At 38.4% G+C, this 20,989-nt stretch carries 19 protein-coding genes; 6 read left to right on the top strand and 13 right to left on the bottom strand.

The window, feature by feature from the left end; all coding sequences use genetic code 11:
* Positions 1–100: 100 nt before the first annotated feature.
* A complete protein-coding gene (locus SY85_RS03485; protein ID WP_066401828.1) occupies positions 101–1,675 on the top strand; it encodes a hypothetical protein in 1,575 nt (524 codons plus the stop codon).
* A 310-nt stretch (positions 1,676–1,985) separates the two neighbouring features.
* Here the strand turns inward: SY85_RS03485 and SY85_RS03490 are convergent, their stop codons facing one another.
* The 8 genes from SY85_RS03490 to SY85_RS03525 form a co-directional block, all read right to left on the bottom strand.
* Positions 1,986–3,107, bottom strand: coding sequence for a lactonase family protein (locus tag SY85_RS03490; protein WP_066401829.1), 1,122 nt, complete (start codon positions 3,105–3,107; stop codon positions 1,986–1,988).
* A gap of 106 nt (positions 3,108–3,213) precedes the next feature.
* A complete protein-coding gene (locus SY85_RS03495) occupies positions 3,214–3,480 on the bottom strand; it encodes a hypothetical protein (protein ID WP_226998985.1) in 267 nt (88 codons plus the stop codon).
* A gap of 177 nt (positions 3,481–3,657) precedes the next feature.
* Positions 3,658–3,894, bottom strand: coding sequence for a hypothetical protein (locus tag SY85_RS03500; RefSeq protein WP_066401830.1), 237 nt, complete (start codon positions 3,892–3,894; stop codon positions 3,658–3,660).
* Positions 3,895–5,210: 1,316 nt separating this feature from the next.
* Positions 5,211–6,305: an adenylate/guanylate cyclase domain-containing protein gene (locus SY85_RS03505; RefSeq protein ID WP_066401831.1), complete on the bottom strand. Its 1,095-nt coding sequence runs from the start codon at positions 6,303–6,305 to the stop codon at positions 5,211–5,213.
* 172 nt (positions 6,306–6,477) lie between these two features.
* Entirely contained in the window at positions 6,478–7,857 is a 1,380-nt protein-coding gene (hemN, locus tag SY85_RS03510; protein ID WP_066401832.1) for an oxygen-independent coproporphyrinogen III oxidase, read from the bottom strand.
* Positions 7,858–7,939: 82 nt separating this feature from the next.
* Complete coding sequence (locus SY85_RS03515) at positions 7,940–8,995, bottom strand: response regulator (RefSeq protein WP_066401833.1); 1,056 nt, start codon at positions 8,993–8,995, stop codon at positions 7,940–7,942.
* Positions 8,973–10,559 carry a sensor histidine kinase gene (locus SY85_RS03520; RefSeq protein ID WP_226998986.1) on the bottom strand — a complete coding sequence of 529 codons (1,587 nt, stop codon included), beginning with the start codon at positions 10,557–10,559 and terminating at the stop codon, positions 8,973–8,975. Before SY85_RS03520 ends, SY85_RS03515 begins: the two co-directional genes overlap by 23 nt.
* A gap of 39 nt (positions 10,560–10,598) precedes the next feature.
* Positions 10,599–11,318 (bottom strand): DUF542 domain-containing protein, encoded by a 720-nt coding sequence (locus SY85_RS03525; protein WP_158512927.1) that lies wholly within the window; start codon positions 11,316–11,318, stop codon positions 10,599–10,601.
* Positions 11,319–11,470: 152 nt separating this feature from the next.
* On the opposite strand from SY85_RS03525, the gene SY85_RS25580 reads away from it, so the two are divergent.
* The 5 genes from SY85_RS25580 to SY85_RS03545 all read left to right on the top strand — a co-directional run bounded on the left by SY85_RS25580 (position 11,471) and on the right by SY85_RS03545 (position 15,086).
* Positions 11,471–11,638, top strand: coding sequence for a hypothetical protein (locus SY85_RS25580; protein ID WP_158512928.1), 168 nt, complete (start codon positions 11,471–11,473; stop codon positions 11,636–11,638).
* A gap of 10 nt (positions 11,639–11,648) precedes the next feature.
* The gene (locus SY85_RS03530) at positions 11,649–12,110 is read left to right on the top strand and encodes a cytochrome c oxidase subunit II (protein WP_082886276.1); all 462 of its coding nucleotides are present in this window, start codon (positions 11,649–11,651) and stop codon (positions 12,108–12,110) included.
* Positions 12,111–12,135: 25 nt separating this feature from the next.
* Entirely contained in the window at positions 12,136–13,866 is a 1,731-nt protein-coding gene (locus SY85_RS03535; protein ID WP_066401835.1) for a cbb3-type cytochrome c oxidase subunit I, read from the top strand.
* Positions 13,866–14,480, top strand: a complete 615-nt coding sequence (locus tag SY85_RS03540; RefSeq protein ID WP_066401836.1) for an SCO family protein — start codon at positions 13,866–13,868, stop codon at positions 14,478–14,480. The genes SY85_RS03535 and SY85_RS03540 overlap by 1 nt, the downstream gene beginning before the upstream one ends.
* An 87-nt stretch (positions 14,481–14,567) precedes the next feature.
* The gene (locus tag SY85_RS03545) at positions 14,568–15,086 is read left to right on the top strand and encodes a c-type cytochrome (protein WP_066401837.1); all 519 of its coding nucleotides are present in this window, start codon (positions 14,568–14,570) and stop codon (positions 15,084–15,086) included.
* 76 nt (positions 15,087–15,162) lie between these two features.
* Here the strand turns inward: SY85_RS03545 and SY85_RS03550 are convergent, their stop codons facing one another.
* The 5 genes from SY85_RS03550 to SY85_RS03570 all read right to left on the bottom strand — a co-directional run bounded on the left by SY85_RS03550 (position 15,163) and on the right by SY85_RS03570 (position 20,988).
* Positions 15,163–16,101 (bottom strand): adenylate/guanylate cyclase domain-containing protein, encoded by a 939-nt coding sequence (locus tag SY85_RS03550; RefSeq protein ID WP_335583204.1) that lies wholly within the window; start codon positions 16,099–16,101, stop codon positions 15,163–15,165.
* 118 nt (positions 16,102–16,219) lie between these two features.
* The gene (locus SY85_RS03555) at positions 16,220–17,590 is read right to left on the bottom strand and encodes an MFS transporter (RefSeq protein ID WP_082886277.1); all 1,371 of its coding nucleotides are present in this window, start codon (positions 17,588–17,590) and stop codon (positions 16,220–16,222) included.
* Between the two features lie 107 nt (positions 17,591–17,697).
* Positions 17,698–18,360 carry a bifunctional 4-hydroxy-2-oxoglutarate aldolase/2-dehydro-3-deoxy-phosphogluconate aldolase gene (locus tag SY85_RS03560; protein WP_066401839.1) on the bottom strand — a complete coding sequence of 221 codons (663 nt, stop codon included), beginning with the start codon at positions 18,358–18,360 and terminating at the stop codon, positions 17,698–17,700.
* Entirely contained in the window at positions 18,353–19,363 is a 1,011-nt protein-coding gene (locus SY85_RS03565; protein WP_066401840.1) for a sugar kinase, read from the bottom strand. Before SY85_RS03565 ends, SY85_RS03560 begins: the two co-directional genes overlap by 8 nt.
* On the bottom strand, positions 19,363–20,988 hold the full coding sequence (locus SY85_RS03570; RefSeq protein WP_066401841.1) for an NADP-dependent glyceraldehyde-3-phosphate dehydrogenase: 1,626 nt from the start codon (positions 20,986–20,988) through the stop codon (positions 19,363–19,365). The genes SY85_RS03565 and SY85_RS03570 overlap by 1 nt, the downstream gene beginning before the upstream one ends.
* Position 20,989 lies beyond the last annotated feature (1 nt).

Here is a 20,989-nt window from a genome sequence, read left to right on the forward strand (position 1 = left end):
AATTGTTAACAAACGAGCTATAATGGCTTTCATTACATTAAAACAAACTAATTTACTCTAAGCCCTTTGATATTGTTTTCTTTCATGGCTTAACTAATTTATGTCCAATCGGTCTACAGATATATTGTTCCAATTGATACGTTCTCTGGAAAAAGCAGAGAAACGGCATTTTAAACTATACATCAACCGTAACTCCTCTAACGAAAATCTTAAGATTGTTCAGCTTTTTGATGCTTTAGATAAGGCAAAGGAATATGATGAGAAACTGATCTTAAGAAAAGTAACAGATATTCAAAAAGCACAGCTGTCTAATTTAAAAGCACACCTCTATAAACAGATATTGGCCAGCCTGCGTTTATTAAAGAGCGCCGATAGTTTGGATCTGCAGTTAAATGAACAATTTGACTATGCCCATATCCTTTATAAAAAAGGACTTTTTCTGCAGAGTCTTAAAATATTGGAAAAAGTCAAAGCGCTGGCGAACGCTAATCAGAAATATAGCTTTTTACCTCAGATCATTAACCTGGAAAAGCGCATTGAAGCCTTGCATATTACTCGTAGTATGGAAGACAGAGCTGAAAGCTTGTCAATGGAGGCAATTGAGGTTAGTAAGCATATAGATATGGTGGCTCGCTTGTCTAATTTATCGCTGCTGTTGTATAGCTGGTATATCAAAAACGGACATGCAAGAAACGAGCAGGATGAAGATAAGCTGAAGGAGTTTCTCAAGACCCAGCTACCTGATGATGCATGGGAACAAACAGGATTTTATGAACGCATGTACCTCTATCAAAGCTATGCTTGGTACGCTTTTATACGTCGCGACTTTTTAATGTATTACCGGTATTCACAGAAGTGGATCAACCTGTTTCATGAAAATCCATTAATGAAGCGTGTAGAAACGGGACATTACATTAAAGGCCTGCATAATCTGCTAAATGCGCATTTTGATATCAGGAACTATAAGAAGTTCCAGGAAACGCTTTTAGAATTAGAGGCGTTTTCAAAAACAGATCGCGTACAGGAGAATGAGAACTTTCGCATACATTCATTTATATACATATCGCAGGCCAAAATGAACCAGCATTTCATGACAGGGTCTTTTGAACAGAGTATGAGCTTAGTGAAAGAGATAGAAGATCGCTTAAAGGATTATGAGATGTTCATAGACAATCATCGTGTGCTGGTATTGAATTACAAAATCGCTACACTCTATTTTGGAAATAATGATTTTGAGAAAAGTATCGATTATCTCCATAAAATCATTCACCAGTCTACCGATTTGCGCTACGACTTGCAGTGCTATGCTCGACTTCTGCACTTACTAGCACATTTTGAATTAGGTAATCACGATCTGATTGAGCACCTGGCTAAGTCAGTGTACCGGTATATGGCTAAAATGAAGAATACAACCGCATTAGAAAGGGAAATGTTTAAGTTCCTGCGTCAAGCTATGAACTTATCCAGGTATCAATTAAAAGAAGAAATGGTTTCTTTCCTGGAACGTATTAAGGTCTTAGAAAAGAACCGGTTTGAAAATCGCTCTTTTGCCTATCTCGATGTAGTCTCTTGGATTGAAAGCAAGATTCAGAACCGCAAGATGAGTGAGATTGTACAGGAGAAGTATAAGAAGGGATTGCAGAAAAAACAATTAACACCCATCAGTGGATTGTAAAGGCACTACTTAGTGCCTCCTATTGTTTTTAATGTTTGGCAAAATTAGGCGACTCTAAGTCTTGCAATAATGCCAACTTTGTCGTATCAATTTCTTACTCGTTTAATTAAAGGAAAAAAGAAGCACTGTATCTACAGAGCTTCTTTTTTTATTTGGGTGTTTCAATAATTCAGTCGTTGTTTAAGTTCTTAAATAAACACTCTAATCTCTATCTCCTTAACTATTGCTAAATACAACTACTACTTAAAATGCCTCACGTTTGTCGTTTCACGTTTCACGTCAGTGAAAACCCTGTTTATGATTAATGCTTTTACTTGCCATCAATCCATTTTATACAAACAGGATTTGGCACTTCAATACGTTTACCTGTATCGGTCAATAGCCCAGTTTCGGGGTTGATGCTAAAGATCACAACGTTGTTTGTATCCTGGTTAGCTACCAGCAACAACTTACCTGTAGGGTCAAAGTTGAAGTTACGTGGCGCTTTACCCATAGTAGATTGTTCCCCAACTAATGTCAACTTACCATCTTTTTGGTTAATGCTGAAGATAGCAATGGTATTTGTTGGGTTTCTGTTAGACGCATACAGGAATTTTCCGTTGGGAGAAACATGAATATCAGCACTGGTAGCGGCACCCTTAAAATCGGCTGGTAAGAGCGAAATAACCTGTTGCTCTTTCATTGTTCCTTTATCATAAGAAAAAACTGTTACCGTACCAGAAAGCTCTTGTACCAAATAGGCCCAATTACCTGATGGATGAAATTCCAAATGGCGTGGCCCTGATCCATCTGCAACCTTTACATGTTGCTTCTTGGGAGAAAGAGTGCCGGCCTTATGGTTAAATGTATATTCCACCACTTGATCGATTCCAAGGTCTGGAACAAAAAGATACTTGTTGTCAGGTGAAAGAACAGTAGCGTGTACGTGCGGACTAGCCTGGCGCTCTTTATTGGCGCCGTGGCCCTGGTGTTGCATATTGGTTGAAGGGTTTCCTACTCCGCCGTCTGGAGCAATTGGCATTACAGCTAGGTTGCCCGTACTATAATTACCTACAAAAACCCAGTTATTCTTTTTATCAACCGCTATATAACAGGGATGGTCACCCATTGAAGGTAACTGGTTAATTAGGGATAGCTTCTTGGTGGATTTGTTATAGGAATAAGCACTCACCTTGCCACCACCTTTGTCATTTCCATCTTCATTTACAGCATAAACATAGCGTTCATTGGGAGCTACAGCCAGGTAAGAAGGGTTAGATGATTTAACTGAATCTCTTAAAACGGCCTCTCCTGAGCCGCTATTAAAGTCATATTGATAGATCCCATAGCTCCTTCCACTTGTATAGGTACCAATTAAAAGAGTACTCTGCGCCTGTGCCTGACTGGCTAGACTTGCCAGCACATAGCCTGTAGCAATCAAATGCTTAGTCATTATACGAATACGATTGAATAAATGAAATTAAGAAGTGTAAAGTTAAGGTTGCACCATTGAAGCTATACAAATAAAGAAGAAACTAACCAGGAAGTTTGGTTAATCGTTATTTTGCAATTGCCTCAATAGCATGCGCTATCGCTTTTAATAACTCCAGATTGAGTTCTTTATTGCTTTTGATATCGGCCGTTTCAATTATAGCCCTGTAATTCCTTTCCTCATCAGGTTCAAAATAAACAGGTTGTCCGTTAACGTCAACTACAAACTTGTGCGTGTAACCGTGTTGTAAAAGCCGCGAAGAAAAGAAATAGCTTTCACCTTTGAAAGAAACCGGAAGATCGAAAGTCCCATTCATAACTGTTTTGGTAACCATTGTAATAAACTTGGTTAAGGTGTTTTTTACGCTTTAAAAAACTGAACTAAAAAGAACAGTAAAGAATTTGCAGAAACAAAGCCTTAGGTGTAGCTTGGTTTCCAGTTTTCATAGGGTACGGATTAAAACGGGCTGAAGTTTCCACTTCGGCCTTTTTATTTGTACAATGACCTAGAATTAATCAATCAGAAAAGCTTTCACGAGATTTTCAATCTTATTGATGGCCTGTTCCATTAATTGTATATTAATAGCCTCTTCTGTTTCCCAACCACCTGCTATTTTCTTAAGGAAAAAAGGACTAACAGCTGAGTCGTTTGCTAAGCTTCGCATGGGGGTAAAATGAAAGCCGCCCTTCCCTTTATGCACTTCGTACACGGTGGGGTTACCATTGGTAAATAATACGACCCAATCCATGATTTAAAGTTATTATTTATATCCTTAGCATATAAATATATTTATATATGATAATATGTCTTCAACCAGCTTTCCAAAGAAGCTCAGCTATTTTTTCATTGATATATAATGACTTATAGATGCACGTCTATAATTGCCCATTTTTATAATTCAGTACAAGTACTGATGGCAGAGCTAGTCACTCTAACAGGCACAACTATATGTAATATGGCTATATCACCTAAAGATTGATTGAATTGTAAGGCTTAAAAGGTAAGAGAGAAGCGAAAGCAATCTAAATTAAATTACCGGGCATTGTGTTGCTAAAATCTTCATCATAAAAAAAGCCCTGAATAATTCAGGGCTTTTCAATTCGTTTGGTGGGGCGTTAAAGTGGTGCGTACTTTTCTATTTTAGAACCACTTCTCCGTAAAACAGTACCATTAATAATATAATAATGGATACTGCCAATAACAACCGTTGCTGGTTGCGGCGCCTGAAGTAAATCATAAGATACCAGTTTTCAATTAGGATATAAAGACTACTTAATAGTAGCAACCAAATGTAAAGTTTCTCCCACAACCAATTAATCAATAAATCATTAAATCTTAGTGAAATGAACATTATAAGTGGTGAACTGGAATATCAACAGATAGGAAGTATTAAGCTTTATTTTAACGCTAAGGCTGATGGGTCTTTATTTTAATTAGCAATAAAATTCCAGGCTATAACCAAGCTAATATTTAAATAACTATTTAATAATCAATGTCTTTTGAAATTTATTCGTGATTCTTACGCTAATCTTTGGCTATCCTCAACTACTTTCTAACTGCAATTACAATTTAAACACTAAACCGCTTTATTGTAGGCAAAGAGCTATAGAGATTGAATCTGGTTAACAGGGGTATAGTGTCCCTTTTTACTTATCTTTAGTACCTCTTCTCTTTACCAGGTTTTTCCTTGGTTATCTCCTCTTTTCAGGCGGAATTCTGTGTTTCTTTTGACTTTCTTTTACCCTTGTTCGGGAATTTCCGAAGGTGTTCCGAACAACTCTCGAAGAATAGCAAACCAAAGGCTAACCAAGGCTAAAAAAAAGAAATGGGCGTCTGCTGTTTTTAGTACCCTGCCAGGAGTCTGCCTACTATCTATGATAGAGCGTCTTCCTCCCCTGAAAGTGTTTTCGTCCAATGGTCTACCTTACTTAAGCTTGCCGTATATAGTCCCAGAAATAATGTTTGAAGTGGTATTAAGGAAAACTTTCATCAAAAAATACCCGCTTTTACCAGGTAGTTTTTTGAACTATTAGTACTTGGCGTGCTTCACAAAGCCAATCATACTTAAACGGACAGAATGGAGAACAAGGTTATTTTTTCACCTCTACCCCTTAATGTAGTTTCTCCTAAGTCTTTGATTTGAAAGGGAAAAGGACGCTGGAGCTGCTTAATTAATTCATTTGATACCAGGTTGTCAACACCATACTGATTGCATAAGTCTTGTATCCTTGCGGTTGTATTCAATACATCTCCAGTAAAAATGATATCTTTCTTGATCACTCCTATTTCACCTGTAGTTACCTTGCCCATATGAAAGCCGGCTTTAAAGGTTGGCAGTAAGCCATATTGCTTCAAGTACTTATCAGTTTGTAGATGCAAGGCTGCTTTCATTGCCAAAAAGCAATGGATACAATTGTTGTTTTGAAGACCGTTTTTTAATCTCCACGATACTACTATTTCATCACCTACATATTGATATACTTCACCTAAATATTCAATAATCGGCTCCGACAAATCGGCATAATAAGTTTTCAGCATTTCAAAATACCTCACATGTCCCATACTTTCTGCAATGGTGGTGGAAGACTTCATGTCTAAAAACATGAATATGCGCTCCTCTTCTACCGGTTGGAGGTACTTACCGGTAAAGAAATTTCGTAGAACGCCTAAACCTACATTCTCACTTACTTCTGCATAAAACTGCGTTACAATAATGATGGCGCCTATATAAACCAGTATACTTAAAAATGGAATTGAAAGCGAAAATACCCATACTGCATCCCATATTTGTTTACTAAATAGACTGGTACCTCTTGCCAGATAATTAGAAAAAGCAGTAACCAGAATTAGAAACAATGATATAATGATGAGGTAGATTGTGGATTTGAAAAAGATCTTTTTACCAAAGCTTAATCTCCTGAACCATTTATGGATATACAATACTTCCAGTGTTCCCAGAAATAATCCTGTTAACGTAGCTGAGATAGGCGTAAGGTATATGGCACTTCTAAAATTATAGGGATTGCCAGTGGATGGGTAATGGTTAGAATGACCAAGAATACCTCTTTCAAGAAGGGTATAGACAATACTAAAGATTAACCACATCAAACCAAAGGGAATGATTCGATAAATATTCCTCTTGGTTTTTGGTGATATCATTACATACAGACCATCAATTTAAACCGTACAAGCTGTCTCTAAAATTACCCTTAACGCGTTAAAATAGCAACTGCTATGATGTATGGGCTATAAAAATGAAAACATAGTAAGTTGTTAGAGAAAAAGAAGACTTTGGCCTTTCAATAATAGTCCACCTATTCCTCTAACAACTTTAAATAGCTTTACTAAAAATCGGCTTGGATGATGATTCGTTAGTGCTTCTTTGCAGGTACAAATCAAATGCACTACATATATTACGAATAAAGAAATGCCCTTTGTTGGTAATGGTTAGCTCCTTCTCATCATAAAGTATCAACCCGTCTTTTTCCAGTAGTTCAAATTGCTGAAAACTATATTGTTTTAAAAGTAATAAATGATCGGAATGGAATTGTACGTGACCTTTGCAGGCTGCACTAAGGATATACTTTTTAAAAATCAAATCTTCATGCGTTAGGAAATACCCTTTCTTAATAGCTAATTCATTTGCTTCAATGGAAGCATAGTAATCATGCAATGTTTTATGATTTTGTCCATAGGCAATACCAATATCACTAATACTGGATACACCTAGCCCCAATAAAAAGCCTGTGTTTTGCGTGGTATACCCCATAAAGTTGCGATGCAATCTACCCTCCATACTGGCTTGGTATAATTCATCTTGCGGCAAGGCAAAATGGTCCATTCCAATATCTACATAACCCGCTTCCATCAACAACTCCTTTCCTTTTATGTAAAGCTGAATCTTTTCTTCTGCAGATGGCAGATGTGATTCATTGAATAAACGTTGTGCTTTACTGGTCCAGGGTACATGCGCATAACTATAAAAGGCTATACGGTCCGGGCGCAGTGACAACACTTCATTAATTGTGTTTTCTATACTTTTTAGAGTTTGTAGGGGTAAGCCATAGATTAGATCGAAGTTTACTGAAGTATATCCAATCTGTCTGGCTTCTTCAGTGGCCCTTTTTACATTTTCAAATGGCTGAATACGATTAATAATTCGTTGCACCTCCGGATCCATGTCCTGTACGCCATAACTGATTCGTCGGAAACCTAATTGGTATAACACTTTCAGGTGGCCGGCAGTCGTATTATTCGGGTGACCTTCTATACTAAAACTATGTTGAGGATGTACGATACTGTTTTTTAAAATGAATTTAAGTAGCCGTTCAAGATTCTTAGGCGAGAAAAATGTAGGCGTACCACCCCCTAAATGCAGCTCCCTGATTACAGGTGTTTGCCGCATCATTTTGCGATAAAGCTTCCACTCCTTTTCAATTGAATTCAAGTATTCTTCTTCAACACTATGGTTGGTGGTAATCTTTTTATTACAGCCGCAGTAAGTACATAAAGACTCACAAAAAGGTAGGTGAATATATAATGAGATGCCCTTTTGGGGGTTTTCCTTGTGAAATTGCTCATCAAATGCTTTTAACCAAAGCGATTTATCAATTTCTTCATTCCAGTAAGGAACTGTAGGATAGCTTGTATATCGAGGAACAGGCTGATCGTATTTGCGAATTAATAAAGAGCTAATGGTTTCTAGTTTCATATTACAAATCTAGAAAAGCCATTAGCCCTTTCACCTGACCGGTGTTAGCTTTTGACAGGAGTTTACTCAACCCTACTCATGGTTAATATAGGAGGTTTTTTAGTTTATCTAAGTCAACAATAGAGATCTTGCCGCTTTTGATATCGATCAGCTTTTCACTTTTAAAATCACTTAATGTACGAATCAACGACTCTGTAGCAGTACCTATATATTGAGCAATATCATCTCTTGAAAATTCAATAATGCTACCGGTACGCTCTTTATAAAACTTTTCATGAATATTCACCAGTGCTTTTGCTACTCTTTTTCGTAAGGAACTGTAGGCAAGGTTTAATAATCGTTCTTCCTTCTCCTTTACATTCTGGGTAACGATCTTAATAAATTTCGAAGCTATATTGATATCGCTATAGATCATTTGCAAAAACTCATCCTTGGGAATCTGCATTACTTCAGCGTCTTCTAAAACAGTAGTACTTTCTTCATATACTTTATCCTCAAATAAGGCAGTATACCCCATAAAATCGCCTGCGCTGTATAAATCAGTAATATACTCTTTACCGTCCTCATGGATTTTAAAAGCCTTGACTTTTCCGCTTACCAGATAGTATAAAAAGCGAGGGCGTTTGCCTTCCGCATAAACGGTTTGTTTTTTGGAAAAATGCTCTACATCGTATTGTTCAGACAATTGCTTAAGAAGGCCAGCGTCTTTTACATCTTTTACAAACTGTGAAAGTCCCTGAGGAGAAGGGCTATAGTTCTGCTGCAAAACCTCCGTCTTTTTTAAACGAACTTCAATAGCATTTAGCAGTTCAATATCTTCAAATGGCTTGGTCACATAATCATCTGCCCCCATTTCCATTCCCTTTCTAAAATCGCTACGTTCAGTTTTAGCAGTTAAAAAGATAAAAGGAATCTGCTGGGTATCTGGATGCTTTCGTAATAAGTGCAATACACCATAACCATCAAGCTCAGGCATCATAATATCGCAAACGATCAATGCTGGCTTTTCTTTAATGGCTAGATCAACGCCTCTTTTACCATTCTCAGCAGTAAGCGTTTTATACCCAGCCAGATCTAAAATCTCAGCTGTATTTTCTCTTAAATCATTATTATCATCAATTACTAAGATCGTCTTCATGGTAGTTTTTATTTTGTACTGGGAATTCTATGGTAAATGTGGTGCCTTCCTCAAGCTTACTTTTTACAGTTATATTTCCTCCAATTAAATCTAAATAACGTTTTACAATATGCAAACCCAAGCCTGTTCCTTGAATATTTGTCACATTGTGTCCTCTGAAAAATGAACTGAAAAGATGGTGTTGATCTTCATCTGAAATTCCAATACCCTTATCAGATACGGATACAATGGCTTTGCCATTATTGTACCTGCTTTTTACAGTAATACAGCCGTTTATTTCAGAAAACTTGACAGCATTACTAATTAAATTGATAAGGATATTTTTCAATAATCTTTTATCACTAAACACTTCTTGCTCACCCTCATGGTTATACTGAATTTGTTGCCCCTCCTTTACTAACCCACGCATATCTTCTATAGTATCCAGTATTGTTTCGGGTAGATCAAAACTTGAAAAACTAGCACCCACTTTTCCTTCATCTAGTTTGCCTAAAGATAAAAAGTCTTCCAACAGGTCATTAAGGTGTTTAACTGAATCCTTTATCCGATTAATGTGCTTATTTCTGTTTTCCTGTTGTTCAGTGGTTGTATATTTTGATATCAAAGAAGCCGAAGACAGTACAGCACTTAAAGGTGTACGAAACTCATGGGATGCCATAGAAACAAAGCGGCTTTTGATTTCATTTAATTGACGCTCTTTATCCAACGCTTCACTTAGCTCCTGTTGTGATTGTTCCAGGCGCTGCAATGCTTCCTTTAAAATAAGCGTACGTTCTTCCACCTTCCCTTCCAGTTCTGTATTTAGCTTTCTAATATCACCTGAAACCCTTTCCAGCTGTTGCTGCTGTTGAAGAAAACTTCTTTCAATTTCCTTTCTGTGGGTGATATCAATAATAAAAGCAATTACATACTGGTTGTTGTTTTGCTTATAAGAACTCAAGCTTACTTCTACAGGAAAGTTATCACCTCCTTTGCGCTCACCAAAAAGATCCCTCCCCGACCCCATAACCCTGTCATGAGGATCGCCATAAAATTCTTCCCGCAGTTTTACGTGTGCTGCTCTATGTTTTCGAGGTAGAAGAACTTCCACCTTTTTACCCAACAACTCTTCTGGATTATAATGAAACATCCGGCAAGCAGCTGGATTCACAAGAATTATCTCAGCTTTATTATTGGCAACAATAATTCCCTCTGTGGCATTTTCAAATAAAGACGTCATGTGTGACTTATCAAACTGCATTTTCCGAATCAGGGATTTGATATACAGTACGATCAGCGTAGAGAATATAACAAGGGTTAGGATAAATAAAGATGGGGTCCAGATATTGTCTGATTTATTTGAACTCCAGGAATGCCAAGCCAAAAAACCAATAACTACCAGGCTACTTACTATGCCAGCAATGACTGTAGAGCTACGTGTTTCAACAAATACAGACAGAAAAATAACGATCAGCAATCCACTCAAGGTGATGGTTTCACCTTGCATGAAGTAAGAAAGCATAATCGTTGTAATAAAAACGATAGCCGCATAGATACTAGCTTGCCGGCTTGAAAGTTGGGGCATGTTCAGATTCTCGCTTTTTACAAACTTAACGAACACGTCTTATAATTCAAGTAGTTCTTTTTCTAATTGTAAACCTTTGGGAAAGAGAACGTTATTCTCTAAATGCATATGCTGCACCAAATCATTATCAAACTCTTTTAACTGGTTGTAAATAACTTGGTGACGGGTGCAGGCTTCCTCCGCAAATTGATAAGAATCTGTTTCCTTTCGTAATTGTTGCAATAGCGCTTCTATACGAAGGTGATCGGTAACAGTAATATCATTCAACGATTTCTTTAGGAGCCGAACAAAGAGAGGGCCATAAACTTCTTTGTTTTTAAGGGTACTGCTTACTTGTTTCAGGTAAGGAAACACCACCTGCTCTTCTTTTTTTATGTGTTCTTGTAATACAGTAGCCAAATCTTCAAAGGCCTCCTGCACTATTTCCATATGAGGATATTTCTTTTTATGTCCTGGAACAAAGGCTATCAGCGCTTCTTGTAACTGTGGAATTGCTTCATTTAAATAGCTGTGATGGACGTTTAAGATATAATCGATAAGGAAGTCAATAGGCCACTGATTATAGTTTACAGAATTTGGAATCCGTACTTCACGTGTTACTTGCTGTATATCCTGTTCAATTAGGCGTTGATCCAATCCTTTATGAAAGCAGGTTTCTGCAAGTGACAAATTGCCGCCACAACAAAAGTTTATACCCCATTTTTTAAATACTTCAGCCGTTCTATAGTCATTACGTACGATCTCAGATATCGTATTCACCTTATACATATTGTAAATATAGCGGCGGGCCAGAACCAACTTATTGACTTCACTACATAGCAAACCTGATAAAAGTCATGTTTTCAACTCCGCCACATCATCCATCACACATTACTGTGACAATACTTTTGATCTGAATTAAAACACGCAATATGGAAGTACGCGAAGCGCCACAACCCGCCATCACAAATGAAGATCTTGAAAAGCAATTTGACCAGAATTTCAAGCCCAAAGGTGCTATTGCCTTTTTCCTCCTACTCATACTTTTAGGTTCTATCATCTGGTTTGGTATTTATTTCTTAATGCTTGAACGTATCTAAATCAATTATTATGTCAGTAATCGATAAATCAGAAAAAAAAGTATTGATGATAACAGGCGCCACCTTAGCCTTATTCATCTTTTCTATACTATACGCCAGAGGAAAGTATAATGATGCACCTGAGTGCTTGCCTTTTGATAAAACTTACGAAACGCCCAAGGTTAACAAACTAGACGATAAAACCTACCAAGTATATGCTGTTGCCCAAATGTGGCAGTTTCAACCTTCACAAATCTATATCCCAGTTGGTGCAGAAGTAGACTTTTTCCTGACATCAAAAGATGTGGTACATGGATTTAATATAGCCGAAAAGAATGTAAACATGATGGCTGTATATGGCAACATTAATAAAACAACTGTCAAGTTTGACAAGCCTGGAGTATATAAAATTACCTGCCACGAATATTGTGGTGTTGGACACCAAAACATGCAAGCCGAAGTTATTGTAAACGATCCGGCAGCCACCAAATAACACTGAAACGAAAAACTTTTGAACAATGCAAATCTCTAAATCATTAAAGCGACTTATCTACTGGGAACTAGGTATCCCCGTAACGCTTTTGTCTATAGGAATATATCATGGTTTAATGCAAACCATTTACCGGTCTGGTGTGATCCATGAATCCAATTTCGCCAAATTAGATTACTACCAGGGTCTAACATTACATGGTGTTATAAATGCAGTAGTACTAACTACCTTCTTTGCTGTTGCATTTGGACATGCTACCATGGCTTTTTATACAAAAAAAGAACCTAATAAGAAAGCTGCCTGGATCAGCTTCTGGTTAATGACTATTGGTACTGTAATGGCTGCCTGGGCTATGTTAGCAGGTAAAGCCTCTGTACTTTACACTTTCTATCCACCATTAAAGGGGCACCCTCTATTTTACTTAGGTGCAGCCTTATTGATTGTAGGTTCCTGGATACCTCTGTTTGACTGGGCACGCATGTATGTGCAATGGAAACGTGAGAATAAAGAAACGAAAACGCCATTAGCAGTTCTGGGAACACTAATAAACTTTATTATTTGGTTTGTATGTACACTGGCTGTGGCTTATGAAGTATTGGTTTTGTTACTACCATGGGCCTTAGGTTGGAAACCTGATGTGAATGTTGTTTTAGCGCGTACTTTATTCTGGTTCTTTGGACATGCACTGGTTTACTTCTGGCTGTTACCTGCCTATATAATGTTTTACACAATACTTCCTAAGTTGGCTGGAGGTAAATTGTTCTCAGATTTAGCTGGCCGCGTAGCCTTATTCCTGTTCTTGTTATTTTCTGTACCTGTAGGTGTACACCACCAGTTTTCAGATCCTTCTATAACTAAAGGCATCAAAGCATTTCAAGGATTTTTGACATATGGTGTAGCTATTCCAAGTTTTGTAACCGCATTTACGATAGCTGCTACTTTAGAATATGCAGGTCGTAAAAGAGGAGCAAAAGGATTGTTAGGTTTCTTTGGCAAACTTCCCTACCTGGATCCTAACCGATATCTCTTTGCCTATTTGATCTCTGGTTTATTCCTGTTCATTTTTGGAGGTTTAACGGGGCTTGTAAACGCTTCTTATCAATTAAACAATGTGGTTCACAATACAGCCTGGATGCCTGGTCACTTCCATATGACGGTTGCTGGTCCTGTATTCCTGGCAATAATTGGTATGAGTATTTATCTATACTCTAAAACAGCAGGAAAACGCATCTTTTTACCTAAGGTGAATGTGATCATACCTTATTTGTGGGTAATTGGAATCCTGATTTTTTCCTTTGGCCTGTCTTGGGGTGGTTTGCTTGGGGAACCAAGAAGAACTAACCTTGGCCTGACCTATTTAAACCCTAAGCACGAGTTATTTACTCCAGAATGGGTACCTACTACTATGCTGGCCTTGTTTGGTGGTATCATTATGACCGTTGCTGCAGTATTGTTCTTTGTTGTATTCTTTGGAACCATTTTCAGCAAGCGCAAAGAAGAACCTGTATTAGAGTTACCAGTAAGTGAAGCCTTACATGATGAAAAAAGAATTCCTTTATTAGACACCTTTAAACCTTGGTTGGTAACTATGGCGGTAATCTTGGTGATTGCTTATACACCAGCACTAATTGACGCTACTACAAACCCTGGTAAAGGAGCTCCACGCTTCCTACCAGAAAGCCCTACGCCAGTTGAAAATGCAGCACCGGCTGCCAAAGTAAGCACAGAAAATAAAACCATCACATTAGCTGATAAATAATGCGTAGTAAGTATAACATGTGGGTGTTTGTTGCTGTCGTGTTGCTGGTCCCTTTTAGCGTATTTGGAATTGTTAGGTGGTACGAGAATACCTATCAACAGCTACCGGTACTTGGACCCACAGGTCACGTGGTTTCTGATTTTAACCTTGAGAACCAACATGGCAGCAACACCACACTTGATCAATGGAATGGAAAGATAGTAGTGGCGAACTACTTCTTTACCCACTGCCCAAGTATTTGCCCTAAAATGATATATAATCTAAAGCGTGTTCAGGCTTATGCAGATATAAAAAATCTTCAGATCAATTCCTTATCAGTGGATCCTGAAAGAGACAGTGTTTCCCAATTAAAATCCTATGCAGCGAAGTTTGACATTAAAGGCAATTGGAACTTGCTCACAGGAAACAAAAAAAAGCTCTATGCTTTAGCTAGAAAAAGCTTTCTGGTTGTTGCTACAGATGGTGATGGCGGACCGAATGATTTTATTCACAGCGATAAGCTGGTTTTAATTGACACGCAAAAAAGGATACGCGGTTTTTATGATGGTACAGACGAAGCTTCTGTAAATCAACTGATCAAGGATATTAAAAGATTGGCCAAAGAGCGCATTTAAATTGACAAAAATCACAAATGCAACTGCTTTAAATAAGCTCTTTTCAGCTGCTTTCTTTCGAAAATTGTAACTAGAAAATTCAACAAAATGAAAATAAAATTTATCTTCTTCAACTTACTTTTATTGGTAGCTTTTTCTGCTATTGCCGCCCCTCCTGTTGAAGAAGGCAAAACCATATTCTCTGCCCGTTGTGCTGCTTGTCACAACGTAAACAAAATACTAACTGGACCAGCACTTGCTGGTGTAAATGAACGTCACTCTATTGATTGGATCATTTCCTTTGTAAAATCCTCTCAAACCATGGTAAAAAGTGGCGACAAAGAAGCCATAGCCTTATTTGAAAAGTTCAACAAGATCCAAATGCCGGATCATCAGGATCTGACACCTGATAATATTAAAAATGTAGTAGAGTACATTAAATCAGAGGCTAAAACTGGTGAGGAAAAGGCTCCCTTTGCTAAGCCTTCGAAGCTTCGTCCTAATTATACACCTCTGTCTTTAACAAAAGATGCCAGCCTCTTTATTGGGTACCTGGGTGTTGTAGCTTTATTAATCATGGTACTGCTCTTTGCTGTTCAATTGAAGCAATATGAGCGCAATTCTTGATAGTGGTTTCCATTGGTTTCGTTTCAACATTAAAGCTCCAGGAATGGGGCTTTGGTGTTTTATAGAGATTGGCTAGCTACCACATATTTTCGCTATAAGGTGCTCCGAGCAGATAGACACGAATTTTGTTTTTAATCCCTTTCAATTGTACCTCCTGATGATTAGCGTTTAATTTTTCCAAAAGCAATTGGTAGGTATCAGATGAAACAATAATACTATTATTTAATTGCTTGGTGCTATCTTGAATTCTGGATGCAATATTTACAGGTAGCCCCATAACTGTCAGGTTGTTATTTACACCTATTCCCACATTACCAATAATCACCCGGCCCACATGTATCCCAATACCTACTTCAAAAGAATGTAGGAAATGCCTAACCAGGTATTGCTCATTGAAGAACTTTAATTCTTTCTGAATAGTGAACGCAGCTTCACAGGCTTCATTAGCCGCTTTCTGAACGTTTGTCTGAAAGCCAAATACAGCATAAAATCCATCGCCTGCTGTTTCAATGATTTGACCATTATGTTTTTCGATGCAATTGCGAAATAATGAAAACAGGCGACGCATCACATGGATCACATCAAAAGCCAGGTAGTTGACCATAAAGTGAGTAAAGTTTCGGATATCCAAAAAGAAAAGAGCCATTTCTCTTTCCTCACCTATATTCACCAGATCATCTTTTGGATCTTTTGATATATAAAAGCCGATATCTGACTCATCTCTGATGATACGGTGCAACTTTACTTGTGGCCCGGTCACAGAAGTTTGGCAAGCCAAGCGAACATCATGAGGAAAGGGTAGTTTTCTACGTAAGGCGGCCTCTTTTGAATTGATAGGTGAAAGTTGCTCTGCCCCGTCAATTATCAATATTCGGCAGGTAGAACATTTTGCTTTACCGCCACAGGCATGATAATGCGGAATACCGGCAAATAAGGACGCTTCCAATATGGTTTGTCCTTCTTCTATTTTGACAGAACGGTCACCTATAAACTCTATCCAAAATGACTTTTTAATGGCTCTGGGTTTCCGATAAGTTACGTATAGTTTTTAAAACTAGGAATAGAAAGCTCTTACCTAGAAAATAAAAAATCCCTGACAGGGCAGGGATTTCACATTAGTATTTAAATAATAACTATTGCTCACTAACTGGCCTCATTCTTGGCACCAGGAAGTGCATTATCAGCCATGCCATTAGGTACGCACCGCCACAAATGAAGAACATAATAAAATAGCCCGTTTGAATCTTGCCTATGCTTTCATAGTACACGAACATTTGCTTTTGTACAGCCCAGGAAAGGAAAATCCCTCCAAGTCCTCCAAACAATCCTCCAATACCTGTTACTGATGCGGTACTTTTCTTGGGGAACATATCGGATACGGTGGTAAAGATATTGGCGCTCCAGGCCTGGTGAGCTGCAGCCGCCAAACCAATAATTAAAACAGCCAACCACATGTTTAAAGAACCCAGGTATTGTGCAAATACGATAGGCACTACACATAAAGCATAGATCAGCATGCTAGTTTTACGGGCTTTAAATATTGGCCATCCGCTATTCACCAATCGGAAAGGTAACCACCCCCCTCCAATACTACCAATGCTTGAAATGATATAAACAATGGCAGTTGGCCACATTAATTCACGGCTCGTTAAAGTATATTCCTTTCTTAAAAAATCAGGCAACCAAAATAGGTAGAACCACCAAATAGGATCTGTAAGAAACTTACCAATGGCAAATGCCCAGGTTTGACGGAAGGTCAATAATTTAAACCAGGATAGTTTGGGGCCATTAACAGTTTCTGTAGCAGGTTGTTCATCCCTATCACTTTCAATGTAAAGTAGCTCTTGTTCTGATAAGCGCTTTTGTTTCCGGGGCACTTCATAATAAACAAACCACAGCGCCAGCCAGATAAAACCGAATAAGCCGGTTATAATAAAGGCCCACTGCCAACCTAAATTATCGGCAATAATGGGTACGCTAAGCGGCGCTAAAATGGCACCTATATTAGAGCCGGAATTAAAGATACCTGTAGCTAAGGCACGTTCCTTTTTAGGAAACCATTCTGCCGTGGCTTTAATAGCTGCGGGGAAATTACCAGCCTCAGTAACACCTAAGAATATTCGTGCTAGCTGGAAGCCAAAGGTGCCCGTAGCAAAGGCATGTGCCACTGCAGCTACACTCCACAAGCAGGTAGCTATTGCATAACCTATTTTTGTTCCTAGTTTATCAATAATTCTGCCTGCAAACAGCATCCCAATTGCGTACGAGAACTTGAAGGCAATCTCTATATCTGTGTAATTAGCCGCTTCTTCAACAGGACTCCAATGAAAAGCAGAAGCTAAATAAGGCTTCAACAGACTAATAACAGCCCTATCGAGGTAATTGACCGTTGTTGCAAAGAATACCAGTCCGCAAATGGTCCAACGATACTTTGTCATTTTTTGGTTGGCTTGGTTAAAGCTCAACTTCTTTTCAGATTGCAGACTTGTTTCTTGTACCAGCATAATCGTTTTTTATATAGTAAGCAAAATCGTGAATGGTAAGTGGTGAATAGTGAGTTTTGATATCCTACTTACTATTCATCTCAAAATAATCTTTAATTCAATTGATCTTATTTAGCTGCTTCCTGCGCTAATGCTAACGCTTTAATACTAGCATTGGCAATACTGGTTTCATCGCGTTGTTCCATCATATCTTTTGTAATGAGTTTGCTACCCATGCCTACAGCAACAACACCTGCGTTGAACCAACTTTTTAAATTACTTTCTTCCACTTCTACCCCACCGGTTGGCATAAATTTCAAACCGGGAAACAAATCCTTAACGGCACTGATGTAAGATGGGCCTAACAAATTACCGGGAAAGATTTTTACCAATTCAGCTCCAGCGTTTTCAGCCATAGCAATTTCAGTTGGTGTCATGCAACCCGGAATCCATAATAGGCCTGCATCCTGTGTCACTTGCGCTACTTCAGTATTTGTGGATGGACACACAATAAAATCAGCACCAGCATCTATATACTGTTTTGCCTGATTCTTATTTTTAATAGTTCCTATTCCAAGCAACATATCAGGCATGTCAACATCTACGGCTTTACGTAGTTCTGAAAAGTTTGATAACGCATTCGCACCCCTATTAGTATATTCCACTAATCGAACACCACCTTTATAAAGTGCTCTTAAAACTGCCAGGCTAGTGCTTGCACTCTCATGATAGTATAATGGCAATAGCTTCTGGTTGAGTAAAGCTTGTAAGACTTGTTCCTTCTTATGCATAGTTTAAATAGCCTTTCTTAATTTCCTCTACTGTTGTTGTTGTTGCATCGCCTTTTACAAATAGTTTATTGAAAGCAGCCGCTGCAGCAAAGTCAATGATCTCCTGTGGTGCCAATGCATTATAGTTACCATAGATCAAACCAGCCATAAAACAATCACCACTACCTACTTTATCAACTACTGTTTTCGTTTGTTGCTCCCTGGAAATATACAAATGGTTATGTTTAAAAAGTGTAGCATAATAACGCAGGCCTTCTTCCTGGTCAAAACGAAAGGTGTAAGCCACTTGTTTAACCTTGGAAAAGCGCTTACTTATAGCTATTGAACTTTCTTCAGCCAGCTCTAAATACTGTTCTTTGTTATCTGCAAATGAAGAAGGCAATGAAATACCTAACATTTTCTCCGCAGCCCAGATGTTGCCCATTACCAGGTCACAGTATTGCACCAATTCTGGCATTACTTCAGATGGTAGTTTACCATACTGCCAAAGCTTAGCGCGGTAATTCAGGTCTACTGATATAAATAACCCTTTTCTTACGGCTGCCTGAAGTCCTTCTTTACATACAGCTGCTACATTTTCATTTAATGCTGGTGAAATAGCGCTAAAGTGAAACCAAGACTTACCTTTTAAAACTTCATCCCAGTCTGTTTGACCTGGCTGCAATTCATAAAACGACGAGTACGCCCGATCATAGATCACACCTGCATTTTTCAGGTCAGCACCTTGCGGGAGATAATAAGTGCCTATGCGATTGCCTGCATATAAAATCGCTGAAGTATCTACACCTTGGTCTTGTACGTATTGTGTAATTTCTTTTGATAAATAGTTATCTGGCAGTGCTGTTCCATAGCTTACAGGTACTTTCCAGCGAGAAAGTGCTTGAGCTACATTTAACTCTGCTCCTCCAATAAATACAGGCATAGACGAATGATGAATCCATTCGCCATGCAATACTGGAGACAATCGTAATAGTAACTCACCAAAACAAAAGACCGTATTCATTAGAAAATGTATTTCGTGCTTAAAAAGTTGGAATGATGTCCGTGAACAATATCATTCAATAAACGCTTGTTGGTTTCATTGTTCTTTGTTGCAACTAAAGAACGGATAGAGAACGAACGAAGGGCATCAACAACCGACAACGTACCTTCTGCACTGTCTTTGCGACCCGTAAATGGAAATACATCTGGGCCTCTCTGGCATTGACAATTGATATTGACACGGCTAACCTGGTTTACTAAAGGATCAATAGTAGCAGCCACTTCTTCAGTATCATTGCTAAATATACTGACTTGCTGGCCATGTGTAGAATCAATAATATAGTCAATTGGTTCCTCCAGGCTTTCATAAGCCACTACCGGAATAACAGGGCCAAACTGTTCTTCTCTGTACACCTTCATTTGACTCGTTACCGGGTATAAGATAGCCGGATAAACAAAAGATGCTACTGCTTCACCCCCATTTTCGTTGATCACTTTTGCCCCTAGTGCCTGCGCATCTGCAATCAACTCTTTCAAATAGTCAGGCTTATGTGGTTCAGGCAATGGCGTTAGTGATACACCCTTTTCCCATGGCATACCGAATTTCAATTTGGCTACTTCTTCTTTCAATTGTTGCAAAAAAGGTTCGGCTATGCTTTTATGAACAAAAATGATCTTTAATGCTGTACAACGCTGCCCATTGAAAGATAGGGATCCTAGTACGGTTTCCTGCACGGCCAGTTTCAAATCGGCATTTGCCGTAATAATTGCTGCATTTTTAGCATCCAATCCTAAAATAGCACGTAAACGATTCACTTTGGGATGCAGTTTCTTTAACTCGTTGGCTACTTTACTGGAGCCAATTAATGTCAATACATTCACCTTTCCAGACTGCATTAAGGAAGGTACTATGGCATGTCCACGACCATAGATGGTATTTACTACACCTTTGGGGAAGGCTTGCTGAAAGGCTTTTAATAAGGGATAATGTAATAAGGTACCATGCTTTGGTGGCTTAAATAACAATGTATTACCCATTATAATGGCTGGAATCAGCGTGGTAAACGTTTCATTTAATGGATAATTAAATGGCCCCATACACAAAACCACACCAAGCGGAGAACGGCGTATTTGTGCAATGATGCCTTGTTCATTTTCAAAGCTGGATGATTTACGATCCAGGTCTTTTAATGCATCAATAGTCGCGTATATGTATTCAACAGTACGATCAAACTCTTTTACGGAATCTGCATAAGACTTACCAATTTCCCACATGATCAGTTTTACAACAATATCCTTTTGTTGCAACATGCTATGTGTGAAGTTCTCTACGCATTTTATACGGTTAGCAACCGACATGGTTGGCCATTCGCCACGGCCATTATCATATGCATCAACAGCAGCCTGCAAGGCTACCATGGCCTCTTTTTCTGAGCAAACAGGATAGGTACCTATGAGCTTTCTCTCTAACCCATTTTCTGTTTTTATACAAATAGGCGAATAAACGGCATGAACATCACCGTTCCACGAATGCATTTCTCCATTGGACAAGTACTCTCGTTGATGGATTTCAGAAGGCAGTTTGTATTCTGCAGGTATCTGTTCTTCGCTTACGAATATATTTTCTAACTGACTTTTAAAGCTCATA

This window comes from Flavisolibacter tropicus, from assembly GCF_001644645.1.
Classification (GTDB): domain Bacteria; phylum Bacteroidota; class Bacteroidia; order Chitinophagales; family Chitinophagaceae; genus Flavisolibacter; species Flavisolibacter tropicus.

What these genes read in the sequence shown, in the direction of transcription:
- SY85_RS03485 (WP_066401828.1), top strand. Translation starts at nt 101, where the DNA reads ATGTCCAATCGGTCTACAGATATATTGTTCCAATTGATACGTTCTCTG.
- SY85_RS03565 (WP_066401840.1), bottom strand. Translation starts at nt 19,363, where the DNA reads ATGAATACGGTCTTTTGTTTTGGTGAGTTACTATTACGATTGTCTCCA.
- SY85_RS03535 (WP_066401835.1), top strand. Translation starts at nt 12,136, where the DNA reads ATGCAAATCTCTAAATCATTAAAGCGACTTATCTACTGGGAACTAGGT.
- SY85_RS03500 (WP_066401830.1), bottom strand. Translation starts at nt 3,894, where the DNA reads ATGGATTGGGTCGTATTATTTACCAATGGTAACCCCACCGTGTACGAA.
- SY85_RS03555 (WP_082886277.1), bottom strand. Translation starts at nt 17,590, where the DNA reads ATGCTGGTACAAGAAACAAGTCTGCAATCTGAAAAGAAGTTGAGCTTT.
- SY85_RS25580 (WP_158512928.1), top strand. Translation starts at nt 11,471, where the DNA reads ATGGAAGTACGCGAAGCGCCACAACCCGCCATCACAAATGAAGATCTT.
- SY85_RS03515 (WP_066401833.1), bottom strand. Translation starts at nt 8,995, where the DNA reads ATGAAGACGATCTTAGTAATTGATGATAATAATGATTTAAGAGAAAAT.
- SY85_RS03520 (WP_226998986.1), bottom strand. Translation starts at nt 10,559, where the DNA reads ATGCCCCAACTTTCAAGCCGGCAAGCTAGTATCTATGCGGCTATCGTT.
- SY85_RS03495 (WP_226998985.1), bottom strand. Translation starts at nt 3,480, where the DNA reads ATGGTTACCAAAACAGTTATGAATGGGACTTTCGATCTTCCGGTTTCT.
- SY85_RS03545 (WP_066401837.1), top strand. Translation starts at nt 14,568, where the DNA reads ATGAAAATAAAATTTATCTTCTTCAACTTACTTTTATTGGTAGCTTTT.
- SY85_RS03490 (WP_066401829.1), bottom strand. Translation starts at nt 3,107, where the DNA reads ATGACTAAGCATTTGATTGCTACAGGCTATGTGCTGGCAAGTCTAGCC.
- SY85_RS03560 (WP_066401839.1), bottom strand. Translation starts at nt 18,360, where the DNA reads ATGCATAAGAAGGAACAAGTCTTACAAGCTTTACTCAACCAGAAGCTA.
- hemN (WP_066401832.1), bottom strand. Translation starts at nt 7,857, where the DNA reads ATGAAACTAGAAACCATTAGCTCTTTATTAATTCGCAAATACGATCAG.
- SY85_RS03530 (WP_082886276.1), top strand. Translation starts at nt 11,649, where the DNA reads ATGTCAGTAATCGATAAATCAGAAAAAAAAGTATTGATGATAACAGGC.
- SY85_RS03505 (WP_066401831.1), bottom strand. Translation starts at nt 6,305, where the DNA reads ATGATATCACCAAAAACCAAGAGGAATATTTATCGAATCATTCCCTTT.
- SY85_RS03570 (WP_066401841.1), bottom strand. Translation starts at nt 20,988, where the DNA reads ATGAGCTTTAAAAGTCAGTTAGAAAATATATTCGTAAGCGAAGAACAG.
- SY85_RS03540 (WP_066401836.1), top strand. Translation starts at nt 13,866, where the DNA reads ATGCGTAGTAAGTATAACATGTGGGTGTTTGTTGCTGTCGTGTTGCTG.